This window comes from Pseudarthrobacter arbutini, from assembly GCF_054510915.1.
The window spans coordinates 62,611-85,070 of the sequence record NZ_JBTNDQ010000013.1; the positions used below are offsets into that span (position 1 = coordinate 62,611).

Consider the following 22,460-nt stretch of genomic DNA (forward strand, 5'->3'; position numbering starts at 1 on the left):
CTACATTCGATTTAGAGCTTGAGAAGCGGGCATGGCCAAGCAGACCTCATTTTTCAGATCCATCAGCCGTCTTTACCCTCACGTGAGGCCGATCATCCCCCGGCTGGTGATGGGGCTACTCTGCGCACTCCTGGCCAGTGTCGTGGCGCTGACCATCCCGCAGGTGCTGCGGGTCCTCGTCAATGAGTCCCTCAAACCAGGTGGCGCGTCGGACGCCGTCTGGACTGCCGCCGTCGTCATCCTGGTCCTGGGCATCGCCGAGGCGGGACTCGTGGCCCTCCGCCGGCAGTTTGTGATCAACCCGGCCACCACCGTGGAAACCCGGATGCGGGTCTCGCTCTACGGGCACCTGCAGGACCTGCCTGTGTCCTTCCACGACCGCTGGGGCTCCGGCCAGCTGCTGTCGCGTGCCATGACGGACCTGAACTTCCTGCGCCGCTGGATGGCTTTCGGTGCCATCATGCTGGTGGTCACCACGCTCACGGTGGTCATCGGCATTGTGGTTATGTTTTCCATGAGCTGGCAGCTGGCCCTGATCTTCCTGGCCGCCGCGGTGCCCATCATGGCCTACGGGTTCCGGTTCCGGACGCGCTTCAGCAAGGTGGCGCGGCGGAGCCAGGACCAGGCCGGCGACCTCGCCACCACGGTGGAGGAGTCCGTCCACGGCATCCGCGTCCTGAAGGCCTTCGGCCGCAGCCGCGAGGCCCTGGAAAACTTCAACGGGCAGGCCGAGGAACTCCGCCAGACCGAGATCGTGAAGGCGAAGCACCAGGCGACGTTCACCATGGTGGTTACCCTGCTGCCGGAACTCGCGCTCGGCGCCGGGCTGGTGGTGGGGGTGATGCTCTGCGCCAGCGGCCAGCTGAGCATCGGCGCCCTGGTGGCTTTCTTCGCCACCGCCGCCGTCATTGCGACGCCGGTGGAGTTCTCCGGCATGCTGCTGGCCATGGCACTCACTGCCAAGTCCGCCGTTGACCGCCACTTCGAGGTCATGGATTCGGTCAACACCATCACCAGTCCCCCGGCGCCGCGCACCCCCTCGCAGCTGAAGGGCGCGCTCAGCTTCAAGAACGCCACATTCGCGTTCGAGGACGCACCGGACAAGCCCATCCTCAAAGAGATCAACCTGGACGTCCGGCCGGGCGAGACCATGGCTCTGGTGGGCATCACGGGAAGCGGCAAGAGCGCGCTGATCCAGCTGGTCCCGCGCCTGTTCGACGTCACCGACGGCTCCATCACCATCGACGGGGTGGACCTGCGCGAGTTCGACGTCGACGGGCTCCGGCGCGTGGTGGGCGTCGCGTTCGAGGACACCACGCTGTTCTCCAATTCCGTCCGCGACAACGTCCTCCTCGGAGCGCCGGACCGGACCGAGGCAGCCCTGGACGAAGCCCTGGATGTGGCGCAGGCGCACTTCGCGTACTCACTCCCGGAGGGCGTGGAAACGCTCATCGGTGAGGAGGGACTGAGCCTCTCCGGCGGGCAGCGGCAGCGGATCGCCCTGGCCCGGGCCATCGCGGCGCGGCCCAGGGTCCTCGTGCTGGACGATCCGCTCTCGGCCCTGGACGTGCACACCGAGGAGCTCGTGGAAACCCGGCTCCGCGCGGTCCTGAAGGACACCACCACACTGATCGTTGCGCACCGCCCGTCTACCGTGGCGCTGGCTGACCGGGTGGCGCTGCTCGAAGAAGGCCGGATCGCCGCCGTCGGAACCCACACGGAACTTCTGGCGCACAACCCCCATTACCGCTACGTCATCGCCAGCCTGGACCAGGAACCACGGGACCTGGATTCGGAACTGTCGGAGCTTGAGGACGAGTCAGAGGACAGCATCCGATGAGTAACGCAACCTTCGGCACCGCCAACGAGGACAACACCCACCTCAGCAAGTCGGACAGTAAAACCGTACGACGGCGGTCGCTCGCCCTTTTGGCAACCCTGATCCGTCCGGTGCGGCTCAGGTTCTGGCTGACCATCGCCACCGTGGTCCTGTCCCAGGCCGCGCGCGTGGCCGGGCCTGCACTGATCGCGTTCGGCATCGACCACGCGCTCCCGTCGTTGCAGGCGGGCGACAACCTCCCGCTGGTGCTTACCGGCGTCGCGTACCTGCTCGCAGCGATCGCGACGGCGGGACTCACGGCCCTCTACGTCACTTCCACCGCACGGCTCAGCCAGGCGATGCTGCTGGACCTGCGCGTCCGGGTCTTCCGGCACACGCAGCGACTGAGCCTGGAGTTCCACGAAAAGTACACGTCGGGACGGATCATCGCCCGGCAGACCTCGGACCTGGAGGCACTGCGGGAACTCCTCGACTCCGGTGTCAGCTCCCTGGCCTCGGGCCTGCTGTTCATGGTCTTCACGGCAGTGACGGTGTTTGCTCTGGACTGGCGCAGCGGGCTGATTGTGCTGGCCGCCGGCGTCCCGATGTACTTCCTGTCGCGCTGGTACCAGAAGCACTCCCAGATCGTGTTCCGCGAATCCCGGGTGGTGTCCGCCCGGCTGATTGTGCATTTTGTGGAGACCATGACCGGGATCCGCGCCGTGAAGGCCTTCCGCAAGGAGGCTGAAAACGCCGAGACGTACGGCCAACTGTCCGAGGACTACCGGCTGGTCACCGTGCGCTCCATCAACCTCAACGGCGTTTTCCAGCCCGGCCTGGTGCTGATCGGTAACGTCTGCGTGGCCGTGGTGCTCCTGTTCGGCGGGTTCCGTGTGCTGGGCGGGGACCTTGCCGTGGGCGTGCTGCTGGCACTGATCCTTTCCACCAAACGCTTCTTCCAGCCGGTGGACCAGATGGCCATGTTCTACAACTCCTTCCAGAGCGCCCAGGCTGCCCTGGAGAAGGTGTCCGGCCTGCTGGAGGAGGTTCCCACGGTCCGTCCGCCCAAGAACCCTGTTGCGCTCCGCGATGCCAGGGGCGCCGTCGATTTCAAGGGTGTGGAGTTCCGCTACGGCGACGGCCCGGTGGTCATCCCCACCATGGACCTGCACATCCCCGCCGGCCAGACCGTGGCCCTGGTGGGGCAGACCGGCGCCGGGAAATCCACGCTTGCCAAGCTGATCGCCCGCTTCTACGACGTCTCCTCCGGCTCCCTGACCCTGGACGGGGTGGACCTGCGCAGCCTCACCACCACGGACCTACGCCGGAACATCGTGATGGTCACGCAGGAGGCGTTCCTGTTCAGCGGTTCCGTGGCGGACAACATCGCGCTGGGCCGGCCGGAGGCTTCGCGGGCGGACATCGAGGATGCTGCCCGGGCCGTGGGCGCCCACGAGTTCATAACCGAACTCCCCGAAGGCTATGACACGGATGTCAACAAGCGCGGCGGCCGGGTGTCCTCCGGGCAACGGCAGCTGATCAGCTTCGCCCGGGCGTTCCTGGCCCGGCCGGCGGTGCTGATCCTGGACGAGGCCACCTCGTCGCTGGACATCCCCTCTGAGCGGCTCGTCCAGAGCGGCCTGGCGCGCCTCCTGCGGGCAACGTCCGACGCCGGCAGTCCGGCAGGTGCCCCGGGCTCGTCTGATGCGGGGTCTGCGGCCGAGGGCTCAGCTGCTGCGGGCGGCGGCCGGACGGCGCTGATCATCGCGCACCGCCTCTCCACCGTTGAAACTGCCGATCGCGTCCTGGTGGTCCACGACGGCCGCGTGGTTGAGGACGGCACCCCCGCGGAACTCATCGGCGGCGGCGGACGCTTCGCAGACCTCCACGGCGCCTGGAAGGACTCCCTGGTCTAGGGATCTGGCCTGGCCCGCGCCGCCGATTTCGCATCCGGGCCCGGCGTCGGCTATTCTTGTAAAGTTGCTTTTGCAGCGGATCGGGATGTGGCGCAGCTTGGTAGCGCGCGTCGTTCGGGACGACGAGGTCGCAGGTTCAAATCCTGTCATCCCGACCAATTGAAAGAGGGTCTCCCCCAGGGGAGGCCCTCTTTTGTGTTTCCCGGCTGTCAAGCGCCCCGGCCAGGAAGGGTCAACTGCCCGGGCCAAGAAACAGCCCCGGGGCATGATTACCATGCCCCGGGGCCGCGCCTCCTGAGAGGATTTCTTACATCGGGTCGGTCCAGTTGCCAACGTTGGTGGTTTAGGTGCCGCTCTTGTCCTTGACGGGCTTGGACATGGGATCGGGCCAGTTGCCAACAGCCACGGACACGCCGGTGGTGTCGGCGATGGAACCTGCCGACAGGACAGCCGGGGCCGCCGCAGAAAATGCCAGGGCAGCAGCGAGTACGCCAGCGGCCGCAATCTTCTTCAACATATAAGTTCCTCAATACGAGTCGGATTCGTTACAAAGTCAGCACTGTCCTTGTTGACATACATTGTAAAATGTTTTCCACAGGGGCTGTCAAGCATTGAGTACAAAGACTGTCCAGAATTAGGAGGAAATCCCGTGGGCAACGGATTCGGGGAGAAGCTCCGTGCGGAGCGTCTCGAACGTGGGCTGACACAGGCTGAACTGGGCAAGGACCTGTATTCCCCCAGTTATATCTCCCTCCTCGAAACCGGCCGCCGTGAGCCGACGGCCGAAGTGATCGGGGAGCTCGCCCGCAGGCTGGAGCTGGCGCCCAAGGCGCTGGAAGCCTGGAGCCAGCCCATCACGGTCAGCGACGCCGAGTACGTCCTGGCCGGCCTCTACGCGCGCCAGGCCTGGGACCTCAGGGACTATCCGCTGGCCGCCACCCACGCTGCCAACGCGGCCCAGATAGCCTTGGAAGGCAAGAACACCAGCGCGTGGTGGAACATGACCTACATGCAGGCCGAATGCCTGATCAAGCAGGGCAACTGGCAGGAATGCCAAAAGATCATGCAGCACCTCCTGGAGCACCCCATGGCCACGGAGTCTGCCGGCCTCGCCGTCCGTGCCCGCCAGATGCTCGCGGCGATCTGCCAGGGGCAGGGACAGCTGAGCACTGCCGTGGAACACGCATTGGCGGCCGTCCAACTCTCCGGCCAGCTGCCCAACGGTTCCACGCTGATCATCGGCGCCTACCGCGCGCTGATTGGGGCACTGGCGGAGAGCGGCCGCCTGGACGAGGCCTGGAAATACTGCCAGGCTATGAATGACCAAATGGACGAGCACTCCATGTCCCAGCTCGCCGGTGAGGTTGCCTGGGTGATCGGCAACGTCGCCTTTATGCGGCACGACTACCCCGAGGGCATCAAGTACCACGAGCGCGCCGCCCGCATGCTGTCCCCTGCCAACGACATTGATCTGTGGGCCCGCTTCAACAAGGCCTCGGCCGCCGTGCGGCTGTCCTCCGGAATCGTAGAACCGGAAACACTTTCCAGCATCGAGCGCGCCGAACTGGCGCTGTCCATTGTGGGCGGCAACAAGAGCGACGAGCTCGAAGTTGCGTTTATCCGCGCGCGCTGGCTGTATCTCACGGGCGACATCGTGGCTGCCATCAACAAGCTCCGGGAAATCCACGCCGAATCCGGCGCGCTGGCCAAGCACACGGCCGGGGAAGTCTCACTCTTGCTGGGCAAGTCGCTGAAGGCCGCCGGCGAGTCCGACGAAGCCCTGGTCTACCTCGAAGAAGCGCAGAAGGCCTTCAGCGCCGCGGGAGCCTCGGACCGCGTCCAGCAGGCACTTGACGCGGTCCTTGAGATAAGGCTCGCCCAGCAGCGGGCCGCCGCAGCAGCGAAAAACTCCAAGGCAAGCTAGGACCGGGCCCGGCCGGAAGCCGGGCCCGTCAAAGGTGTTCTAGGCGAACGTCCTGCCGGTGATCTTCTCGTAGGCCTCGACGTAGCGGCTGCGCGTCCGGGCCACGACGTCCGCCGGCAGGGCGGGCGGTGCCTCGTCGGAGTTCTTGTCCCAGCCGGATTCGGCCGACGTGAGCCAGTCGCGCACATACTGCTTGTCATAGGAAGGATGCGCCTTGCCCGGCTCATACGTGGCCGCATCCCAGAAACGGGAGGAATCCGGCGTCAGGACCTCATCGCCCAGGGTGATGGCCCCGGACACGGCGTCGTAGCCGAACTCCACCTTGGTGTCGGCCAGGATGATGCCGCGTTCGCGGGCGATCTTCTCGGCGCCGGTGTAGATCTTCAGGGTCAGCTCGCTCAGGCGTGCGGCGATGTCGTCCCCCACCATGGCCACAACATCGTTGTAGGAGATGTTCTCGTCGTGCTCGCCCACCTCGGCCTTGGCAGACGGTGTGAAGATGGCCTGTTCCAGCCGGGACCCGTCCACCAGGCCCGGCGGCAGCGGAATCTCGCAGACGGTCCCCCTGGCCTTGTACTCCAGCAGCCCGGTGCCGGTGAGGTAGCCGCGGGCGATGCATTCCACGGGGAACATGTCCAGCTTCCGGCAGATCATCGCGCGGCCTTCCACGGCCGCGGGAACGCCGTCCTCCACGGTGGATGCCAGCACGTGGTGGACCACGTCAAGCTGGTCGAACCACCACAGGCTCAACTGTGTGAGGATGCGGCCCTTGTCCGGGATTTCGCTGGCCAGCACGTGGTCGAAGGCGCTGATGCGGTCGCTTGCCACCACCAGGACGCAGTCCTGGCCCACCTGCTGGCGGATGGCTTCGTCCGCCGGCTCGTAGAGGTCGCGGACCTTGCCGGAGTAAACGTGCGTCCAGCCCGGCAGGTCCAGGGTTTCGGTGCTGAAGCCGCGGGGCTGCTGTGGTTCCTGGGCGGAGTTCTCAGTCATGTTATGCCTTCGCCTTCGTGACAGGAGCCGATCCGGTGGCCTTGGATGCAACCTTGATTTCACCGCGGGCGGCCTTGCGGCCGATGTCCGTCCGGAACTGGGAGCCTTCCAGGTGAACCAGCTCCACGCCGTCGTACGCCCGTTCCCGGGCCTCCACCAGGTCGCTGCCGAGGGCAACGACGGCGAGCACCCGGCCGCCGGCGGAGATCACCTTGCCGTCGTCGTCGAGCGCGGTGCCTGCGTGGATCACGTGCACGCCGTCGAGCTCATCAACCTTCTTGAGTCCGCGGATGCGGTCACCGGTGCGCGGGGTGTCCGGGTAGTTTTCGGACGCGACGACGACGGCGACTGCCGTCTCCTTGGACCAGCGCAGCTCGTCTGCCTTGTCCAGTTCGCCCTTGGCGGCTGCCAGCAGCAGCGCACCGAGGGGGGTTTTGAGCCGCGCCAGTACGGCCTGCGTCTCGGGGTCGCCGAAGCGGACGTTGAATTCGATGACGCGGGTGCCGCGCGTGGTCAGCGCCAGGCCCACAAACAGCACACCCACAAACGGAGTGCCGCGGTTGGCCATCTCGTTGACCGTGGGCTGCGCGACGCGGTCGATGACTTCCTGGACCAGCCCGGCGGGGGCCCATTCCAGCGGCGTGTAGGCACCCATGCCGCCGGTGTTGGGGCCTTCGTCGTTGTCGAAGATGCGTTTGAAGTCCTGCGCGGGGGACAGTGCCACGGTGTTGCGGCCGTCGCAGAGGACAAAAACGGAAACCTCGGGGCCGTCGAGGAATTCCTCGATCACCACGGTGCCGGCGGCGTCGAAGCACGTCTGCGCGTGGGCCAGGGCTTCGTCGCGGTTGTTGGTGACCACCACGCCCTTGCCGGCTGCGAGGCCGTCGTCCTTCACCACGTAGGGTGCGCCGAAGGTGTCCAGGGCCGCGGCGGCTTCCTCGGCGTTTGTGGCCACCATCGCCATGGCCGTGGGGACTCCCGCTTCGGCCATAACTTCCTTGGCGAACGCTTTGGAGGCTTCCAGCTGGGCTGCGGCCTTGCTGGGGCCAAAGACCGGGATGCCGGCGTCGCGGACGGCGTCGGACACCCCGGCAGCCAGCGGCGCCTCGGGGCCCACCACGACGAGGTCCACGCCGAGCTTGGTGGCCAGCGCCGCGACGGCGTCGGGATCATTCCCGTCAATCTTGTGGGTGGGGACCAGCTTGCTGATGCCGGCGTTGCCGGGAGCCGCATGGACCTCGGAAACGTTGGGGTCGGCGAGCAGGGAGCGGACAATGGCGTGTTCGCGGCCTCCAGGGCCAATGACGAGTACCTTCACAGTCTCCAAGGGTACTTTGTGCACCCTGCCCTTTCCTAAGGGGGATGTTCCTAAGCTGTGTCCTCGCCCGGCCATCCCTGCGGCCCGCCGCAACGAATCCAAGGCATGAAGAAGCTTCTGAAGTGGCTCAAGGACCCCGCCGCAATGGCCGCGCTGGCAGGCGTGGCGGCTGCCGCCGTCGTACTTTCCGTTGCGGAGCTGACCGGAGCGTTCTTTACCGCCCGGGCAACTCCGGTGATCGCGTTGGGGTCCACGTTCATCGACTTCACACCGCCGTGGATGAAGGACTTTGCCATCGCCACGTTCGGCACGAATGACAAAGCCGCGCTGTTTGTGGGGATGGGCCTGACCATTTTCCTGCTGGCCTGCGTGCTGGGTGTGGTGGCCTTCCGCAAGTGGGCGCTGGGCGTTGCCGGCGTGCTGCTGATGGGCACGGTGATCGTGGCCAGCGTGGTGACTCGGGCCAGCGTAAAGCCGCTGGATGCCATCCCCACCGTGCTGGGCACAATTGCCGGGCTGGTGGTGCTGCGGCTGCTGATCGCCCCGCTCTGGCGGCTGAAATCCTGGCCTGAGGCCCCTGCCGACACGGGCGCCGAGGAACCTGACCGTCCCGCCACCAGCCGCCGCCGTTTCTTCGCCGCCGCCGGGATCACCGTGGTCGGCGCCGGGATCGCGGCCACGGGCGGCCGCCTGCTCAGTGCCGCGCGCAGCAACATCTCCAAGGCCCGCGAGGCCCTGCAGCTGCCCGCCCCGGCAAAGGCCGCCGCCGCTGTGCCCGCCGGCGTCCAGTCCTCGGCAGCCGGCGTCGGCCCCTGGCTGACCCCCAACGGGGACTTCTACCGGATCGATACCGCCCTGAGCGTGCCCGAAATCAACGCCGACGACTGGGAGCTCCGCGTCCATGGGCTCGTGGAGGAAGAGGTCCGACTCACGTTCCAGGACCTGCTCGACGCCGACCTCATCGAATCGCACGTGACCCTCACCTGTGTCTCCAATCCCGTGGGCGGCAACCTCGCCGGGAACGCCCGCTGGCTCGGCCTGCCCATCCGCGAGGTCCTCAAGCGGGCACGTCCCAAGGACGGCGCGGACATGGTGCTGTCGACGTCGATCGATGGCTTCAGCGCCTCCACGCCGCTGGAGGTCCTGCAGGATGACCGCGACGCCATGCTGGCGATCGGCATGAACGGCGAGCCCCTGCCGCTGGAGCACGGCTATCCGGTGCGCATGGTGGTGCCCGGGCTGTACGGTTTTGTCTCCGCCACCAAGTGGGTGGTGGACCTGGAGGTCACACGGTTCGCGGACAGCAAGGCCTACTGGACCCAGCGCGGCTGGTCCGAGCGCGGCCCCATCAAGACCATGGCCCGGGTGGAAGTCCCGAAGTCCTTCGCCAAGGTCCCCGCCGGCCGCGTGGCGATCGGCGGCACCGCATGGGCGCAGACCCGCGGCATCACCAAAGTGGAAGTCCAGATCGACAACGACCCCTGGGCCGAGGCCGTCCTGTCCACCGAGGCGTCCCTCATCACGTGGCGCCAGTGGTCCTTCGACTGGGAAGCCACGCCCGGACCGCACTACATCAAGGTCCGCGCCACCGACGGAACAGGCGAGGTCCAGACCGATCAGCGGGCCGATCCGGTGCCCGACGGCGCCTCCGGCTGGCAGTCCGTCATGGTCACCGTGGAGTAGCCCGGCATTCGACGAGTCCGCCCCTAGACTGGCATTATGCCGCACAACCCGCATGCCACGTTCACTGTGGACTCCGCCGTCGAACTCGCCGTTATTGAACGAAGCGGTTTTGTGGAGTCCCGGCACATCGGCTCCGCCGTCGTCCTGTCCGGCGACGGGTCCGTCGTCACCGAACTCGGCGACATCCGGACTCCCCTGTACCCACGGTCCGCGCTCAAACCGCTGCAAGCCTTGGCGGCGATGCAGTCCGGGGTCCCCCTGCGCGGCGCGCAGGTGGCGCTGGCCTGCGGCAGCCACGTCGGTTCACTGGACCACATGGATGTGGTGGAGGGGATGCTCAAGGCCGCCGGCGTCCGGGAGGACCAGCTCCAGTGCCCCGCCGCCTGGCCCCAGGACGAGACGGCCCGCAACTGGCTGATCCGTTCCGAAAAGGGCAAGTCAAAGCTTGCCTTCAATTGCTCCGGAAAGCACGCCGCCTTCCTCTGGGCCTGCACGGAAAACGGCTGGGACACCCACAGCTACCTCGAGCCCAACCATCCCCTGCAGCAGCGCATCCGCAGCGTGATCGAGGAATACAGCGGCGAGCACATCGCCCATCTGGGCATTGACGGCTGCGGTGCCCCAGTTGCTGCTATTTCGCTGACCGGGCTGGCCCGCGCCTATTCGATGCTGGCCAAGGCCCCTGGCGACAAGAACTCCAACGCCCGCGCTGCCACCATCACCACCTCCATGCTCGACTACCCGTGGGCCGTCCAGGGCCGCGGCGAGGCCAACACCATCGTGATGGACGAGCTGGGCATCATCGCCAAGATCGGCGCCGAGGGAGTCCTGGCCATGGCCACACCCCAGGGTGTCTCAGTGGCCATCAAGATGCTGGACGGGAATCTGCGGGCCACGTCCCTGGTGGGCCTGACCCTCCTCGCCGCGGTCGGCGCCGTGGATATCCCCGGCGTCTCCAGCGTCCTCGAAAAAGTGGTGGCCCCGGTGATGGGCGGCAGCCACGAGGTGGGCAAGATCCGCCTGGGCCCGGCCGTGTCAGCTCTCCTGGACTGACGTGGCTGTAGCGCGCCGCCGGATCGGCATTGAAGAAGGCACAGCGGCACTGGCCGCATGGCAGGAAGCCGCCGCGTCGCCGTCGGACGTTCCGCTCCCCCGCAACGTCACGGCCACGGCCGTGCGGTACACGCTGGAGGAGGTGACCGCGCGGGCGCCGGGGAATTCGGTGGAGGTGCGGGTGCCGCCGTTCGGCGTCACCCAGTGCGTGGAGGGGCCGCGGCACACCCGCGGGACCCCGCCCAACGTGATCGAGTGCGACGCCGCCACCTGGCTGGGCATGGTGACCGGCCAGTTGAGCTGGGCGGACGCTGTCGCGGCGCACAAGGTGTCCGCCTCCGGTCTGCGCGCTGACCTCTCAGCCCTGCTCCCCCTCTAACCTGCCCCACCCTCCCAAGCGTCCCGGCACCAGCGCGAACGGACAGTTAAGCCCCCGCGGGCAGGGCCGCAAGTGTCCCCTCGCGCTATTAGGCGCTGGCGGGGTTCGATTCCAGCGTCAGCAGCATGCCGATGGCGCTTGCCTGCAGGTTGTCCAGAAGGTCCCGGGGGCCGTTGTAGACCTCGGCCGCGCCTGCCTCGCGGAGTTCGGCGGCGCTGGTCCCGCCGCAGGTGACGCCGATGGCAGGAATTCCCAGCGCGGCAGCAGCTTGCATGTCCCACACCGCATCCCCCACATAGACTGCTCCGGCTGCGGCCACACCAACAGCTTCAAGCGCGGCCACGAGGATGTCCGGGGCCGGCTTGCTTGCCTTCGCATCGTCCGCGCTGGTGGCGGCATGGATGAACGCGTCCGCACCGAGGGCTTTGCGGGTGGCCGTCAGATCCTGCGTTCGCGCCGATGATGCCAGGGCGACGGCGAGTCCCCCGGCGTGGCACTGCGCAAGCAACTCCTTGGCGCCGTCGAACGGACGCAGCGACGGCCAGCTCTGCGCGAAGACTGCCGCATGGCTGGCCAGGATTTCGGCGTCGGCCTCTCGGTCCCGGCCAGCAGGAAGAAGCGTGTCCACCAAACGGTCGCCACCCATCCCGACGCACCGGTGAATGGCGGCCATGGGGACGTCATACTGGTGCTGGCGGAACGCCTGCCACCACGCGAGCGTGTGGATGTAGGCGGAATCCACCAAGGTTCCATCAACGTCAAAAAGGACGCCGAACCGCCGCCCGCGGACCAAGGCGTGGCTTTGGGTGATCACCCGGCTACAACGCGAGCGGCCCCGGACATTTTCTTGGCGCGGGCAGCCGCATTGTCTTTCGGGGAGGACACAGGACCAACCCGGTCCCGGATGACGGCTCCGGCACCGTTGCTGCTGAAGTCCCTGATCAGGCCTGTGCCGGCAATCTCGCGGGCCATCGCAATGCCGGCCACCGCTGCGCGCTTCGTTGGGAAAGTCACGGAGATAGCCATCAGGCTTCCTGAACCATCCAACATCCGCACGCGATAGCCGCCGTCAGGCGCATCCACCAGCTCAAAATGTCCGGCCATTACAACCACCCCTCGTTCAGTCGCGGCGCTGTGCCTTGTAGGAGCGCTTCGCGAGTCTAGTAAGTATACTTACCTATCCCGCGGAGGTGAAGAGCGGGCGGACCCTCAGGCCCTCATTGCCCTACCCGTTCTGTCTCCGGGGGAATAGGTGTGTCACTTCGGCGAACTGTATCCTGATGAAGCTCAAGAGCGCTTGTCACAAGCGCGAAGTGGCTGAAAGCCTGGGGTGTATTGCCCAGCTGCCGCCGCGCCCTGACGCCCCATTCCTCACTGAGCAGACCCACATCGTTGCGGAGTTCCAGCAACCGTTCGAAGAGTTCGGTGGACTCTTCGGTGCGTCCCGCGCCCAGCAGGGCCTCCACCAACCAGAAGGAGCAGGCCAGGAACACCCCTTCGTCTCCCGGGAGGCCGTCGTCGCTGTCGGCGGGACGGTAGCGCAGCACAAAACCGTCTTCGGTCAGCTCCCGCTGGATCGCGTCGATGGTCCCCAGCACGCGGGGATCATCCGGCGGCAGGAAGCCCACCCGCGGGATCAACAGCAGGCTGGCATCCAGTTCGGGCCGGCCATACGCCTGCACAAAGGTGTTGCGGACGGGGTCGAAGCCGTTGGCCATGACGTCCTGGTGGATGGTGTCGCGAAGGGCCTCCCAGCGTTCCACGGGGCCGGGCAGGCCGAAATCGCGGACGCCCTTAACCATCCGGTCTGCGGCCACCCAGGCCATCACCTTGGAATGCGTGAAATGGCGCCGCGGCCCGCGCATCTCCCAGAGTCCGTTGTCCGGCTGGTCCCAGATGGTCTCCAGGTGCTGCATCAGGGCCACCTGCACGTCCCAAGACTCGTCCGTGTGTTTCAGCAGGGAGTTCCTGGTCAGCGCCAGGCAGTCCAGGACCTCGCCCCAGACGTCCAGCTGAAGCTGATCGGCGGCACCGTTGCCGGTCCGTACCGGTTTTGAATTCTCGTACCCGGCAAGCCACGGCAGTTCCATTTCCGGAAGCCGGCGTTCGCCGTGGATTCCGTACATGATCTGCAGGTCGGCCGGATCGCCCGCCACAGCGCGGAGCAGCCAGTCACGCCAGGCGGCAGCCTCGGTGGTGTAGCCGGCGGCCAGGAGCGCCTGCAGCGTCATGGTGGCGTCCCGCAACCAGCAGAAGCGGTAATCCCAGTTGCGGGGACCGCCCAGCTGTTCCGGCAGGGACGTGGTGACCGCAGCGACGATGCCGCCCGTGGGAGCGTAGGTCAACGCCTTCAGGGTCACGAGCGAACGGACCACGGCATCCTGGTACTTGCCCTGCACGGTGCACTGCGATGCCCAGCCGCGCCAGAAGGCCAGGGTGGTGCCCAGCACTACCTCTGCGTCCACTGTGTGCGGGCGGGGAACGTGGCTGGGGGCCCACGTCAGGACAAAGGGGATGCGCTCCCCTGCCTGGACTGTGAAGTCACTGACGGACTGCATGTCCTCGCCGTGAAGCGGCGCCTTGGTAACGAAGTAGACGGAGTCTGGGCCGGCGATGGCATGCAGGCCGTGCTTGTCGCGCCGCACCCAGGGAACGATATGCCCGTAGTCGAACCTCAGCGCCAGTTCACCGTGCATCCTGACGCTTCCGCTCACGCCCTCGACGATCCGCACGATGTCCGCCACCGCGTCGCGTGGCGGCATGAAGTCAATAACCCTGACGGTACCCTCCGGGGATTCCCATTCTGTTTCAAGGATCAGGGTCCCCTCCCGGTAGCCGCGCCTGGTGCAGGTGCCGCCGCTCTCGGGTGCCAGTAGCCAGCGTCCGGCCTCCGGCGTATCCAGGAGCGCGTTGAAACATGCCGGCGAGTCGAAGCGCGGCAGGCAAAGCCAGTCGATGGAACCCTCGGTGCTGACCAGGGCGCCGGTGTGGAGGTCGCCAACAACTGCATAATCTTCAATGCGCGCCATGCCCATACCCTGCCACAAGGATGGGCCCCTCAGGGGAACAACGGTGAACGATAGCGGCAAAGCCCGGCGGTGTAGCCTGAGTTGACGGCCGGTCCACGAACACCGGAGGCATCATGGTTCACCCTTCATCCCTGCGGGTCAGCTGACCGTGGCTGTACATATCGGCACCTCCGGCTGGAGCTATGACCACTGGGAGAACGTGCTCTACCCGCCAGGCCTCCCGGCCCGGGACAGGCTCCAGCACTACGTTTCCCGGTTTGGCACCGTTGAGTTGAACGCCAGCTTTTACCGGTGGCCCCGGGACACGTCCTTCGCCAGCTGGCGGCGCAGGCTCCCGGACGGGTTCGTGATGTCCGTCAAAGCTCCGCGCGGCCTGACGCACGGCAAGAAACTCTACGGACCCGAAGTCTGGCTGGAACGCATCGCCCGCTGCTGGCACGAACTGGGCGACAAACGCGCTGTCCTGCTGGTCCAACTGCCACCGCAGCTGCAGCGCGATGATGCCCGGCTGGATCACTTCCTCGCCGCGGTCCCGTGGTGGATCCGGGTGACCGTGGAGTTCCGGCACCCCAGCTGGGACCATCCGGACGTGTACGCCTTGCTGGAACGGCACCAGGCCGCCTACTGCATCATGAGCGGCGCCCAACTGCCGTGCATCCTCCGCGCCACAGCGCCCTTCGTCTACATCCGGCTCCACGGGCCTGACCATCAGCACCTGTATGGCGGTTCCTACTCCGATACGGACCTGCAGTGGTGGGCGGACCGGATCCGCGAATGGTCCGCGGCAGGCAAGGATGTCTATGCCTATTTCAACAACGACGGCGGCGGGAACGCCGTGCGGAACGCCGACACCCTCCGCTGGCTCCTTGGTGGAGGCTGACGTCCCGCACGACGGCGGGACCGCCGAACGTGCCGGCGAGCGGCTGCGCTGTGGCAGAGTGGAGACATGGACAGTGCTCCTCAGAATTCACCGCAGAACACTGCGCACCCCGCACCGCTGTCCGGGACCCAGCTTTTACGCCTGGCGCACCGGATCTCCGCCGTCGTCAACGCCGTCCGCATCCAGCTTGCCAAGGGCTGGAATTTCGCACCTCAGACCATCGCGTACCAGGGCTACGGTTCGACCGGCTGGGTACGCGTGCTCGGCCGCGTCCTGTTGACCAAGAATCCGGCCCCGGGCAGCCGGGCCGAGCACGCAGCACGCAACGGCACACAAAACGTCCGCGGCTGGCGGGCCTTCACCAGCGTCCCGCTGCAGTTCGTCGAGGTGGAAATTACTATCGGCGGCGTCACCACCCGTGTCCGGGCGGACCGCGGTGGGCTCATCGATACAGTGGTGGACGTGCAGCTCCCGCCGGGCTGGCACACCGCCGTCCTGAGGGCTGACGGGACCGAACCCGTGGAGACGCGGATCCAGGTGATAGGTGCCGACGCGAAGTTCGGCATCGTGTCCGACATCGACGACACCGTGATGGTCACCGCCCTGCCGAGGCCATTCCTGGCCCTGTGGAACACGTTTGTCCTCAGCGAACGGGCACGGATGGCAACGCCGGGGATGGCGGTCCTGCTGGAACGGCTCACCATTGAACACCCGGACGCGCCCGTCATCTACCTGTCCACGGGCCCGTGGAATGCTGCCCCCACCCTGGCGCGGTTCCTGGGCCGAAACATGTATCCCTCCGGCGCCCTCCTGCTCACCGACTGGGGCCTGACACAGGACCGTTGGTTCCGCAGCGGGCAGGAGCACAAGCACCGAAATCTGGAGCGCCTCGCCAAGGAATTCCCGGACATGCGGTGGCTCCTGATCGGCGACAACGGCCAGCACGACGAACAGATTTACTCAGGCTTCGCCCAGGAAAACGCCGACAGGGTGGCCGCCATCGCCATCCGGCAGCTCTCCGTCAGCGAGTCCGTCTTCGCCGGCGGGCACTCCGAGGACGGTGACCACACCACCTCCGCGGTGCCCTGGATCTATTCGCCCGACGGCGCGGGGATGGCCAAACAGCTCAAGGTCCTGGACCTGCTTTAGATGAATCACCACACACTTTCAGGCGGATAGGCGACACGCATGAGCGACACCGACGGCGATGCACGGCGGCGGGAACTTGGCGACAATTCAGGCCCGGTTGAGGAGGAGGTGGAGGAATCCTTCGACCGCACGGTTGAGGAAGGCGCGCAGCGGCTGAACCGCTCCTTTCGGGACGTGCTCATCACCGGGTTGTTCGGCGGGTTTGAAATAGGCGTTGGCATCATGGCCTACCTCGGCGTTCTCTATGAGACCGGGAACCACCTTCTCGCGGGACTGGCCTTCAGTGCAGGCCTCATCGCCCTCCTGCTGGCCAAGAGCGAACTGTTCACGGAAGGCTTCCTGGTACCCATTGCCGCCGTCGTCGCACGGGAGGCAAGCTACGCGCAGCTCGGGAAGCTCTGGGGCGGCACACTCATTGCCAACCTGATGGGCGGTTGGCTGTTTATGGCATTGATCATGACAGCGTTCCCGCAGTGGAGCGAGACCATCACGAAGGAAGCCAACCACTATCTGGACGCCGGGTTTAACTGGAAAACCGTGTGTCTTGCCGTGTTGGCCGGGAGCACCATCACGTTGATGACCCGCATGCAGCACGGGACTGACAGCGTCACCGGCAAGATCGCGGCAGCCGTCGTTGGCGCTTTCCTGCTCTACGGGCTGCAGCTCTTCCACTCGATCCTGGACTCGCTGCTGATCTTCGGCGCCATCCACACGGGTGCTGACATCAACTACCTTGAATGGCTCGGCTGGTTTTCCTATGTAGTGGTCTTCAATGTGCTTGGCGGGATCCTGCTGGTGACCGCGCTACGGCTGGTGAGTGCCAGCAAGCTGGTGAAGGAACGGCGCGATGACTCACCCGAGGACCCGGAGGACGCACACCACGCCGGCTAGGTTCCGGTGAACGTGCCCAAGTCCGAGCAACATATCCCCACGAGGCTAGGCGGTGGCACCCGAGGTGGTCACGCCGTCGTCGGGAGATACCGCCGTTTCGGGATCAACGGCAGTGTCCGGTTCCTCACTGGCAGCCTGCGCGACGGCGGCACTCGCCGCCGCGGCAAGGTTCCGCTCCTCGATGAGCTCCTGAAGCCAGAAGTAGGATGCCTTCGGCGTGCGCTCCAGGGTCTCGAAATCAACATGCAGCAGGCCAAACGGCTGGTTGTAGCCTGCCGACCATTCGAAATTGTCCATGAGCGACCACACGTAGTAGCCCCGCAGGTCAATGCCCTCGGCGTCACCGCCGGGAGCCGTGGCCTTCAGCGCTGACTCGATGTGGTCCGACAGGTATTTCAGCCGCCGCTCGTCCGGAATGAAAGTGGTGTTGGTGGACTTGTCGCGGACGATGATGTCCTCAAAACTGGCCCCGCCCTCGGTGATGATCACCGGCGGCAGATGCGGGTACCGTTCCGCCATCTCCTTCAGCGCCACCGCCATGTACTCGGGCTTCACCGGCCAGCCGTAGGAGGTGATGTCCGCTTCGGGCCAGGCCTCCACGTGGAACGGCGTGGAACCATTGCCGGCCGCACTCAGGTCACTGCCCATGGCCTCCGCCATGCTCGCCGGCACAGCCCCTTCACCGGGGCCGAAAGCCACCTTCGTGGGCATGTAGTAGTTCAGGCCATAGAAATCCAGCGGCTGGGAGATGATCTCCATGTCCTCGTCCGGGTGGTCGAACGAGCCGAAGAACTTCGCGGCGCGGATGAGATCCGGATATTGGCCCGTCAGGACGGGGTCCGCGTACAGCCGGTTCTGTGCAATGTCCATCAGGCCCGCACTCATCCAGTCCAGGGGGTTGATGGAGTTCGGGACCATGGGCGAGTACACGTTGGTCATCCCGATCTCGCCGGGGACCCCCGCCGCCCGCAATGCCTGCATCGCGAGCCCATGGCCCAGTAACTGGTGGTGCACGGTGGGCAACGCGTTGAGCATCAGTGCCTCGCCCGGCGAATGCAGGCCCATGGTGTAGCCGTTGGTGCTGACCGTGGCGGGCTCATTGACGGTGACCCAGCGGGCAACCCGGTCGCCGTACGCAGCAGCGGCGATCGCGGCGAACTCCCCCAGGCGGTAGGCGGTATCGCGATTCATCCAGCCGCCGGCGTCGTCCAGTCCCAGCGGAGTGTCCCAGTGATAAAGGCTGACCATGGGCGAAATCCCGTTGGCCAGGAGCTCGTCCAGGAGCCGGTCGTAGAAGTCCAGACCGGCAGGATTCACCGGGCCACTGCCGTTGGGCTGGATCCGCGGCCAGGACAGCGAGAACCGGTACGAGTCGACGCCCAACTGCTTCATGAGGGCCACGTCGCCGGGCATGCGGTGGTAGTGGTCGCAGGCTACGGCCGGGCTGTGGCCGTCCACGATGGCTCCCTCCTTGGCCGAAAACACGTCCCAGCCCGCCGGGCCCCTGCCGTCCTCGGTGAGCGCGCCCTCTATCTGGAAGGCTGCGGTGGCCACCCCCAGCGTGAAGTCCGCAGGGATGAGGGCGGCCAGGTCCTTGGCGGAAATGTGCATAGAGTCAGCCCTTCATGACGGAGAAAGCGTGGAACGGATAATTCCCAGAATGGCACACCGGAGCGTGGCTGACGAGCGTCACTGCTAGGGTCTGTGGATGGATGAAAAACTGGGGAAGTTCATCGACGATTTTTCCGCGCTGGTTCAGCTGGCGCAGGCCGGAAACCACCGGCAGCAGGCGGGCAAACAGCTGCTTGAGGCGTTAACAGAGCACGTGGGAGAGCCTGCTGAAGGCCTCTCCGTGGTGGTGGAAAACATCCCGCCGCACCGGTTTGTGGACGCGGACATCCTGATGGCGGAGTTCGCCGGTTAGGATCCGGACAGCCGGCTGGTGGGCATCGGCGGCGCCCAGCGGCACCACCAGTCACTCAGCGACATGGTGCAGCAGTCGCAGCTGTTCCCCAGTTTCCGCTGTCCCAGCCCGACTACACCAACCTTGCCAGCAAAAATAGCTGAGGCACCGAAACGATTTTCGCGAGCATCTTGACTTGAGGCACTACTCGGACCCAAAGTGGTGGCCATCAGACCCACGCGTCATCTTCAGAATTGGATGTCCCTGGTGTTCAGAAGTCGCAGTCGGCGGAAGCCCCGTGACTCCCCGGCAAGGGCATAGTCGTACGAATCGCCTTTCGACCCTACGGAGGCAACGGCGTCTGCTTCTTCCAGTCGCTGGGTGTAGCGGAGCGCCCGGTGCTGCACTCCGCGATGGGCGTGATGGACCATAGACCCAACCGGCGAACGTGCGGACATAGCTTATGTCAGCGACCCACAGCCAGCTCGGCGCCGGCGCGGTGAACCGGCGCTCGATCAGGTCCTCAGGCTTGCCGGCCGGCGAGACTCAACCTCGTTGCTCGTCAGCTCTGCCTGCTGCATTGGCATCGCACCGCACTGGTCGAGCCTGGATCCGAACAGGGTGGATCGACGGTTCCCGCCCGAGAGTCTGACCTGCCAGCTTTCATATCACCGCTTGGCGTAGTCAGCGAATCCCTGCCAGTCGATCACGACACACGGCTCGTCGCCAAGAATCCAGGCGTCGTGCCCAGGAGGCATGATGCCGAAGTCCCCAGGCCCGTACTCCATTTCTTCGCCGTCGTCCATGACAACCTTCATCCGTCCGGAGATGAAGTAGCCCATGTGGGAGGCTTGGCAACTGTCCGTCTTAGCGATCGGCTTTACGTGCTCGGACCACCTCCACCCCGGCAGGAATGTGGCGCGGCCGACGCCGCCCGCTTCCATGTTTACCAGTTGGAGCTGACCCGTCCCACCCTCGAACGGCCTGGTCTCCTCAGGCGAATCGAGGCTCTTGCGAATTAAACCTGCCATCTTGACCTCCTGTTGTCGGTATGCATTTTCTTGTGGATACGGCCAACGGTTCAGCCCCGCTGTCACGCCAAGCCCGCAGTCGCCTCGGACGACCTTGGCCGTCGCCGGTAGTTCCACACTGTACGCCGCTGTTCGCCATTCTGATACGGACGCACCGTCGTCTTGATTCCCGGATGGATCCTGACCTCGGTCGGCATCGTCTGCATCGTCGCCGGCTGCCTGCTGCCTGCTGCCTGCTGCCTGCTGCCTGCTGCCTGCTGCCTGCTGCCTGCTGATGATGCTCTGACGTGAAGGCTATCGAGGGCCGTCGGACTGTTTCAGCGGCGGGACGCTTGCACGTGCCGATCCGGCACCGTGCGTTTGGGACAGCGGAAGAGGGTCTCCGCGGCCCCCCGGCCCGTGACGTCCGGCAGCACAGAGAGCGTGGCGAAGAAAACAGACATGGCAACGGGAACTGTGAAATGGTTCAACTCCGAAAATCCTGCCCGACGGCCTGCTGCAGAAGGTCGCGGACCACACCGTGGGCATCGCCACGCACAGGGTGTCCCTCAAGCAGCACGGCCAGCACCTCAAACGCGGCATCCTGCTGTACGGCCGGCCTGGGACCGGCAAGACGCACACCGTGCGCCACCTGCTGAGCCAGAGTGAAGGCTCGACGGCGATCCTCCTCTCGGGCGGGTCACTCGCCAGGATCTCGGAGGCGGCCCGCATGGCGCGGGCGCTGCAGCCCTCGATTGTGGTGCTGGAGGACTGCGACCTCATTGCCGAGGACCGGAGTTTCGGGCACGGGCCACAGCCGCTGCTCTTTGAGGTGCTGGACGCCATGGACGGCCTGGATAACGACGCCGACGTCGCGTTCGTCCTCACCACCAACCGGCCGGACATGTTGGAACGCGCCCTGGCGCAGCGCCCGGGCCGCGTGGACCTGGCGGTGGAGATCCCGCTTCCGGCCCATGCCGAGCGGGTCCGGCTGCTGGAACTGTACGGCCGACTGGTGGCGTTCAGCCCGGCGGCGCTCGATGCCGCCGCGGAACGGACGGCGGGAACCACCGCCTCCTTCGCCCGGGAACTGGTCCGGCGGGCGGTTGTGGCGGCGGCGCTGGATAACACGCCGGTGTCCGATTCGCACCTGGCGGCCGCAGTGGAGGACCTGATGGCCGACGCCGAAACCCTCACCCGCAGCCTGCTGGGCAGCGGCACGGACGCGGCCGGTTCATTGTGAGCCGAAGAGGAACTCCTTGGCGTGCGCCACGGCCTTCCGGAAGGCATCGTTCCGGAGCGTGACGAGTTGCTCCGCGTCGCCGTCTGCGGGCTCCAGATAGCCGGTGTAACCGGGCCGCAGCACCCAGACGTCGCCGGCGGGCGGAAGATAGAACACCCCAAAGGACCGCTGCTGCTCGTCCTCGGCGGTCCATACGGGAACCACTGCCAAGGCCGCGCCGGTGGCAGGGTGGATCCACTGCGCGCGGGGAAGGGGCTCTTCGTGGGCTTCGGGGTCCAGGAACGGTGCAGTACCCTCGCCCCAGCGCTGTTCGAAGCGTTCGTGGAAGGCAGGAATCAGGTGGGAGTCGTAGCGGCGCCAGTCGCTCATTGTTTTGTCCGCCTCCTAGCGGTGGTGGCTGTCGTTTTTCGGGTTTACGTCCACGGTCCGCTTTCCCAGTGCACCGGCGTGATCCTGATGGTGTTGCCGGCCGGGGCGTACCGGTTGCTGACCTTCCGGACGGGGATGACTGTCGGGGCGCCCCCCGGCGCCCTTGTTCCGTTGCGGCTCCGGTCGTAGGCTGCGCGCCGCGCCGGGTCACGGAGGACAGCGAACGCCTGCATGATCCGCAGCAACTCTCCATCCTGCACGGCGCGGTCACCCGTTGCGCCGCCGTCGACATCGGGGTGGTGGGTGCGCATCAGCGCCCGGTAGGCACGGGAGATCTCCTGCTGGCTGGCAGCGGCTTTCACCCTCAGGGCGGCGTAGTAGTCCGGCTGGCTGGTCATGGAGGGTACGTCTCGGGGATCTTACGGGGACGGCGTGGGGGCACCGACTGCAGCCGGTGCCCCCGCGGTCCGGACCTATTTACCGATCTCGTGCAAGGAACCCTGCTTGGTTTCGATCTCGATCCTGCGCGGCTTGGCCTGCTCCGCCACTGGGATCCGCAGGGTCAGGACGCCCTGGTCGTAGCTGGCCTTGATGTTGTCCGCATTGAGCGTGTCGCCCAGGATGAGCTGGCGACTGAAGACACCGCGCGGACGCTCTGAGGCCACCAGCTCCACATTGGGCTGTGTGGGGTCCTGGCGCTCCGCCCGAACGGTCAGTACGTTGCGTTCAACGTTGAGGTCCACCGAATCGATTTTGACGCCCGGGAGGTCGAACGCCACCACGAACTCGCCGTCTTCCTGCCAGGCGTCCATGGGCATGGCCGCCGGCCGGGCCGCGGTTCCGAAGACCTGCTGGGTGAGCCGGTCCAGCTCACGGAACGGGTCCGTACGCATCAACATCA

At 66.1% G+C, this 22,460-nt stretch carries 21 protein-coding genes, 1 tRNA gene and 1 pseudogene; 12 read left to right on the top strand and 11 right to left on the bottom strand.

Annotated features, from left to right (window positions below):
* Positions 1 to 31 precede the first annotated feature (31 nt).
* The 3 genes from ACX80V_RS15410 to ACX80V_RS15420 all read left to right on the top strand — a co-directional run bounded on the left by ACX80V_RS15410 (position 32) and on the right by ACX80V_RS15420 (position 3,893).
* Positions 32 to 1,840 carry an ABC transporter ATP-binding protein gene (locus ACX80V_RS15410; protein WP_485843884.1) on the top strand — a complete coding sequence of 603 codons (1,809 nt, stop codon included), beginning with the start codon at positions 32 to 34 and terminating at the stop codon, positions 1,838 to 1,840.
* On the top strand, positions 1,837 to 3,735 hold the full coding sequence (locus ACX80V_RS15415; protein ID WP_485843885.1) for an ABC transporter ATP-binding protein: 1,899 nt from the start codon (positions 1,837 to 1,839) through the stop codon (positions 3,733 to 3,735). The genes ACX80V_RS15410 and ACX80V_RS15415 overlap by 4 nt, the downstream gene beginning before the upstream one ends.
* Before the next feature lie 81 nt (positions 3,736 to 3,816).
* Positions 3,817 to 3,893, top strand: a tRNA-Pro gene (locus tag ACX80V_RS15420).
* A 185-nt stretch (positions 3,894 to 4,078) separates the two neighbouring features.
* Here ACX80V_RS15420 and ACX80V_RS15425 read toward each other — a convergent pair.
* On the bottom strand, positions 4,079 to 4,252 hold the full coding sequence (locus ACX80V_RS15425; protein WP_200950766.1) for a hypothetical protein: 174 nt from the start codon (positions 4,250 to 4,252) through the stop codon (positions 4,079 to 4,081).
* Positions 4,253 to 4,384: 132 nt separating this feature from the next.
* Between ACX80V_RS15425 and ACX80V_RS15430 the strand changes: the two genes are divergently transcribed.
* Positions 4,385 to 5,659, top strand: a complete 1,275-nt coding sequence (locus ACX80V_RS15430; RefSeq protein WP_485843886.1) for a helix-turn-helix domain-containing protein — start codon at positions 4,385 to 4,387, stop codon at positions 5,657 to 5,659.
* A 39-nt stretch (positions 5,660 to 5,698) separates the two neighbouring features.
* On the opposite strand, the gene ACX80V_RS15435 is transcribed toward ACX80V_RS15430, so the two are convergent.
* Positions 5,699 to 6,652 (bottom strand): phosphoribosylaminoimidazolesuccinocarboxamide synthase, encoded by a 954-nt coding sequence (locus ACX80V_RS15435; RefSeq protein ID WP_485843887.1) that lies wholly within the window; start codon positions 6,650 to 6,652, stop codon positions 5,699 to 5,701.
* Between the two features lies 1 nt (position 6,653).
* Positions 6,654 to 7,970, bottom strand: coding sequence for a phosphoribosylamine--glycine ligase (gene purD, locus ACX80V_RS15440; protein WP_485843965.1), 1,317 nt, complete (start codon positions 7,968 to 7,970; stop codon positions 6,654 to 6,656).
* 105 nt (positions 7,971 to 8,075) lie between these two features.
* Between purD and ACX80V_RS15445 the strand changes: the two genes are divergently transcribed.
* The 3 genes from ACX80V_RS15445 to ACX80V_RS15455 are packed head-to-tail and all read left to right on the top strand — an operon-like array spanning position 8,076 to position 11,085.
* Positions 8,076 to 9,653 (top strand): molybdopterin-dependent oxidoreductase, encoded by a 1,578-nt coding sequence (locus tag ACX80V_RS15445; protein ID WP_485843888.1) that lies wholly within the window; start codon positions 8,076 to 8,078, stop codon positions 9,651 to 9,653.
* Positions 9,654 to 9,689: 36 nt separating this feature from the next.
* A complete protein-coding gene (locus ACX80V_RS15450) occupies positions 9,690 to 10,706 on the top strand; it encodes an asparaginase (protein ID WP_485843889.1) in 1,017 nt (338 codons plus the stop codon).
* Position 10,707: 1 nt separating this feature from the next.
* Positions 10,708 to 11,085, top strand: coding sequence for a sterol carrier family protein (locus tag ACX80V_RS15455; protein WP_104060550.1), 378 nt, complete (start codon positions 10,708 to 10,710; stop codon positions 11,083 to 11,085).
* A gap of 88 nt (positions 11,086 to 11,173) precedes the next feature.
* Here ACX80V_RS15455 and ACX80V_RS15460 read toward each other — a convergent pair whose 3' ends face one another.
* The 3 genes from ACX80V_RS15460 to ACX80V_RS15470 all read right to left on the bottom strand — a co-directional run bounded on the left by ACX80V_RS15460 (position 11,174) and on the right by ACX80V_RS15470 (position 14,114).
* Positions 11,174 to 11,899 carry an HAD family hydrolase gene (locus tag ACX80V_RS15460; RefSeq protein ID WP_485843890.1) on the bottom strand — a complete coding sequence of 242 codons (726 nt, stop codon included), beginning with the start codon at positions 11,897 to 11,899 and terminating at the stop codon, positions 11,174 to 11,176.
* Complete coding sequence (locus ACX80V_RS15465; protein WP_104060551.1) at positions 11,896 to 12,189, bottom strand: YegP family protein; 294 nt, start codon at positions 12,187 to 12,189, stop codon at positions 11,896 to 11,898. The genes ACX80V_RS15460 and ACX80V_RS15465 overlap by 4 nt, the downstream gene beginning before the upstream one ends.
* 113 nt (positions 12,190 to 12,302) lie before the next feature.
* Positions 12,303 to 14,114 carry a glycoside hydrolase family 15 protein gene (locus ACX80V_RS15470; protein WP_485843891.1) on the bottom strand — a complete coding sequence of 604 codons (1,812 nt, stop codon included), beginning with the start codon at positions 14,112 to 14,114 and terminating at the stop codon, positions 12,303 to 12,305.
* A gap of 148 nt (positions 14,115 to 14,262) precedes the next feature.
* Here ACX80V_RS15470 and ACX80V_RS15475 point away from each other — a divergent pair, with 148 nt between their 5' ends.
* The 3 genes from ACX80V_RS15475 to ACX80V_RS15485 all read left to right on the top strand — a co-directional run bounded on the left by ACX80V_RS15475 (position 14,263) and on the right by ACX80V_RS15485 (position 17,034).
* Positions 14,263 to 14,994 carry a DUF72 domain-containing protein gene (locus ACX80V_RS15475; RefSeq protein ID WP_485843892.1) on the top strand — a complete coding sequence of 244 codons (732 nt, stop codon included), beginning with the start codon at positions 14,263 to 14,265 and terminating at the stop codon, positions 14,992 to 14,994.
* 66 nt (positions 14,995 to 15,060) lie between these two features.
* Entirely contained in the window at positions 15,061 to 16,143 is a 1,083-nt protein-coding gene (locus ACX80V_RS15480; protein WP_485843893.1) for an App1 family protein phosphatidate phosphatase, read from the top strand.
* Positions 16,144 to 16,182: 39 nt separating this feature from the next.
* On the top strand, positions 16,183 to 17,034 hold the full coding sequence (locus tag ACX80V_RS15485; protein ID WP_485843894.1) for a formate/nitrite transporter family protein: 852 nt from the start codon (positions 16,183 to 16,185) through the stop codon (positions 17,032 to 17,034).
* A gap of 45 nt (positions 17,035 to 17,079) precedes the next feature.
* Here ACX80V_RS15485 and ACX80V_RS15490 read toward each other — a convergent pair whose 3' ends face one another.
* Positions 17,080 to 18,645: a glycoside hydrolase family 1 protein gene (locus ACX80V_RS15490; RefSeq protein WP_485843895.1), complete on the bottom strand. Its 1,566-nt coding sequence runs from the start codon at positions 18,643 to 18,645 to the stop codon at positions 17,080 to 17,082.
* Positions 18,646 to 18,742: 97 nt separating this feature from the next.
* Between ACX80V_RS15490 and ACX80V_RS15495 the strand changes: the two genes are divergently transcribed.
* Positions 18,743 to 18,958 carry a hypothetical protein gene (locus ACX80V_RS15495; protein WP_485843896.1) on the top strand — a complete coding sequence of 72 codons (216 nt, stop codon included), beginning with the start codon at positions 18,743 to 18,745 and terminating at the stop codon, positions 18,956 to 18,958.
* Positions 18,959 to 19,605: 647 nt separating this feature from the next.
* On the opposite strand, the gene ACX80V_RS15500 is transcribed toward ACX80V_RS15495, so the two are convergent.
* The gene (locus ACX80V_RS15500) at positions 19,606 to 19,968 is read right to left on the bottom strand and encodes a cupin domain-containing protein (protein ID WP_058931289.1); all 363 of its coding nucleotides are present in this window, start codon (positions 19,966 to 19,968) and stop codon (positions 19,606 to 19,608) included.
* 478 nt (positions 19,969 to 20,446) lie between these two features.
* On the opposite strand from ACX80V_RS15500, the pseudogene ACX80V_RS15505 reads away from it, so the two are divergent.
* Positions 20,447 to 21,190, top strand: a pseudogene (locus ACX80V_RS15505) (AAA family ATPase); the annotation flags it as partial.
* Here the strand turns inward: ACX80V_RS15505 and ACX80V_RS15510 are convergent.
* The 3 genes from ACX80V_RS15510 to ACX80V_RS15520 form a co-directional block, all read right to left on the bottom strand.
* Entirely contained in the window at positions 21,182 to 21,559 is a 378-nt protein-coding gene (locus ACX80V_RS15510) for a hypothetical protein (protein WP_485843897.1), read from the bottom strand. The pseudogene ACX80V_RS15505 and the gene ACX80V_RS15510 sit on opposite strands and share 9 nt — an antisense overlap.
* 44 nt (positions 21,560 to 21,603) lie before the next feature.
* Positions 21,604 to 21,957 carry a J domain-containing protein gene (locus ACX80V_RS15515; RefSeq protein ID WP_485843898.1) on the bottom strand — a complete coding sequence of 118 codons (354 nt, stop codon included), beginning with the start codon at positions 21,955 to 21,957 and terminating at the stop codon, positions 21,604 to 21,606.
* Positions 21,958 to 22,032: 75 nt separating this feature from the next.
* Positions 22,033 to 22,458, bottom strand: a complete 426-nt coding sequence (locus ACX80V_RS15520; RefSeq protein WP_058932957.1) for an Hsp20/alpha crystallin family protein — start codon at positions 22,456 to 22,458, stop codon at positions 22,033 to 22,035.
* Between the last annotated feature and the right edge of the window lie 2 nt (positions 22,459 to 22,460).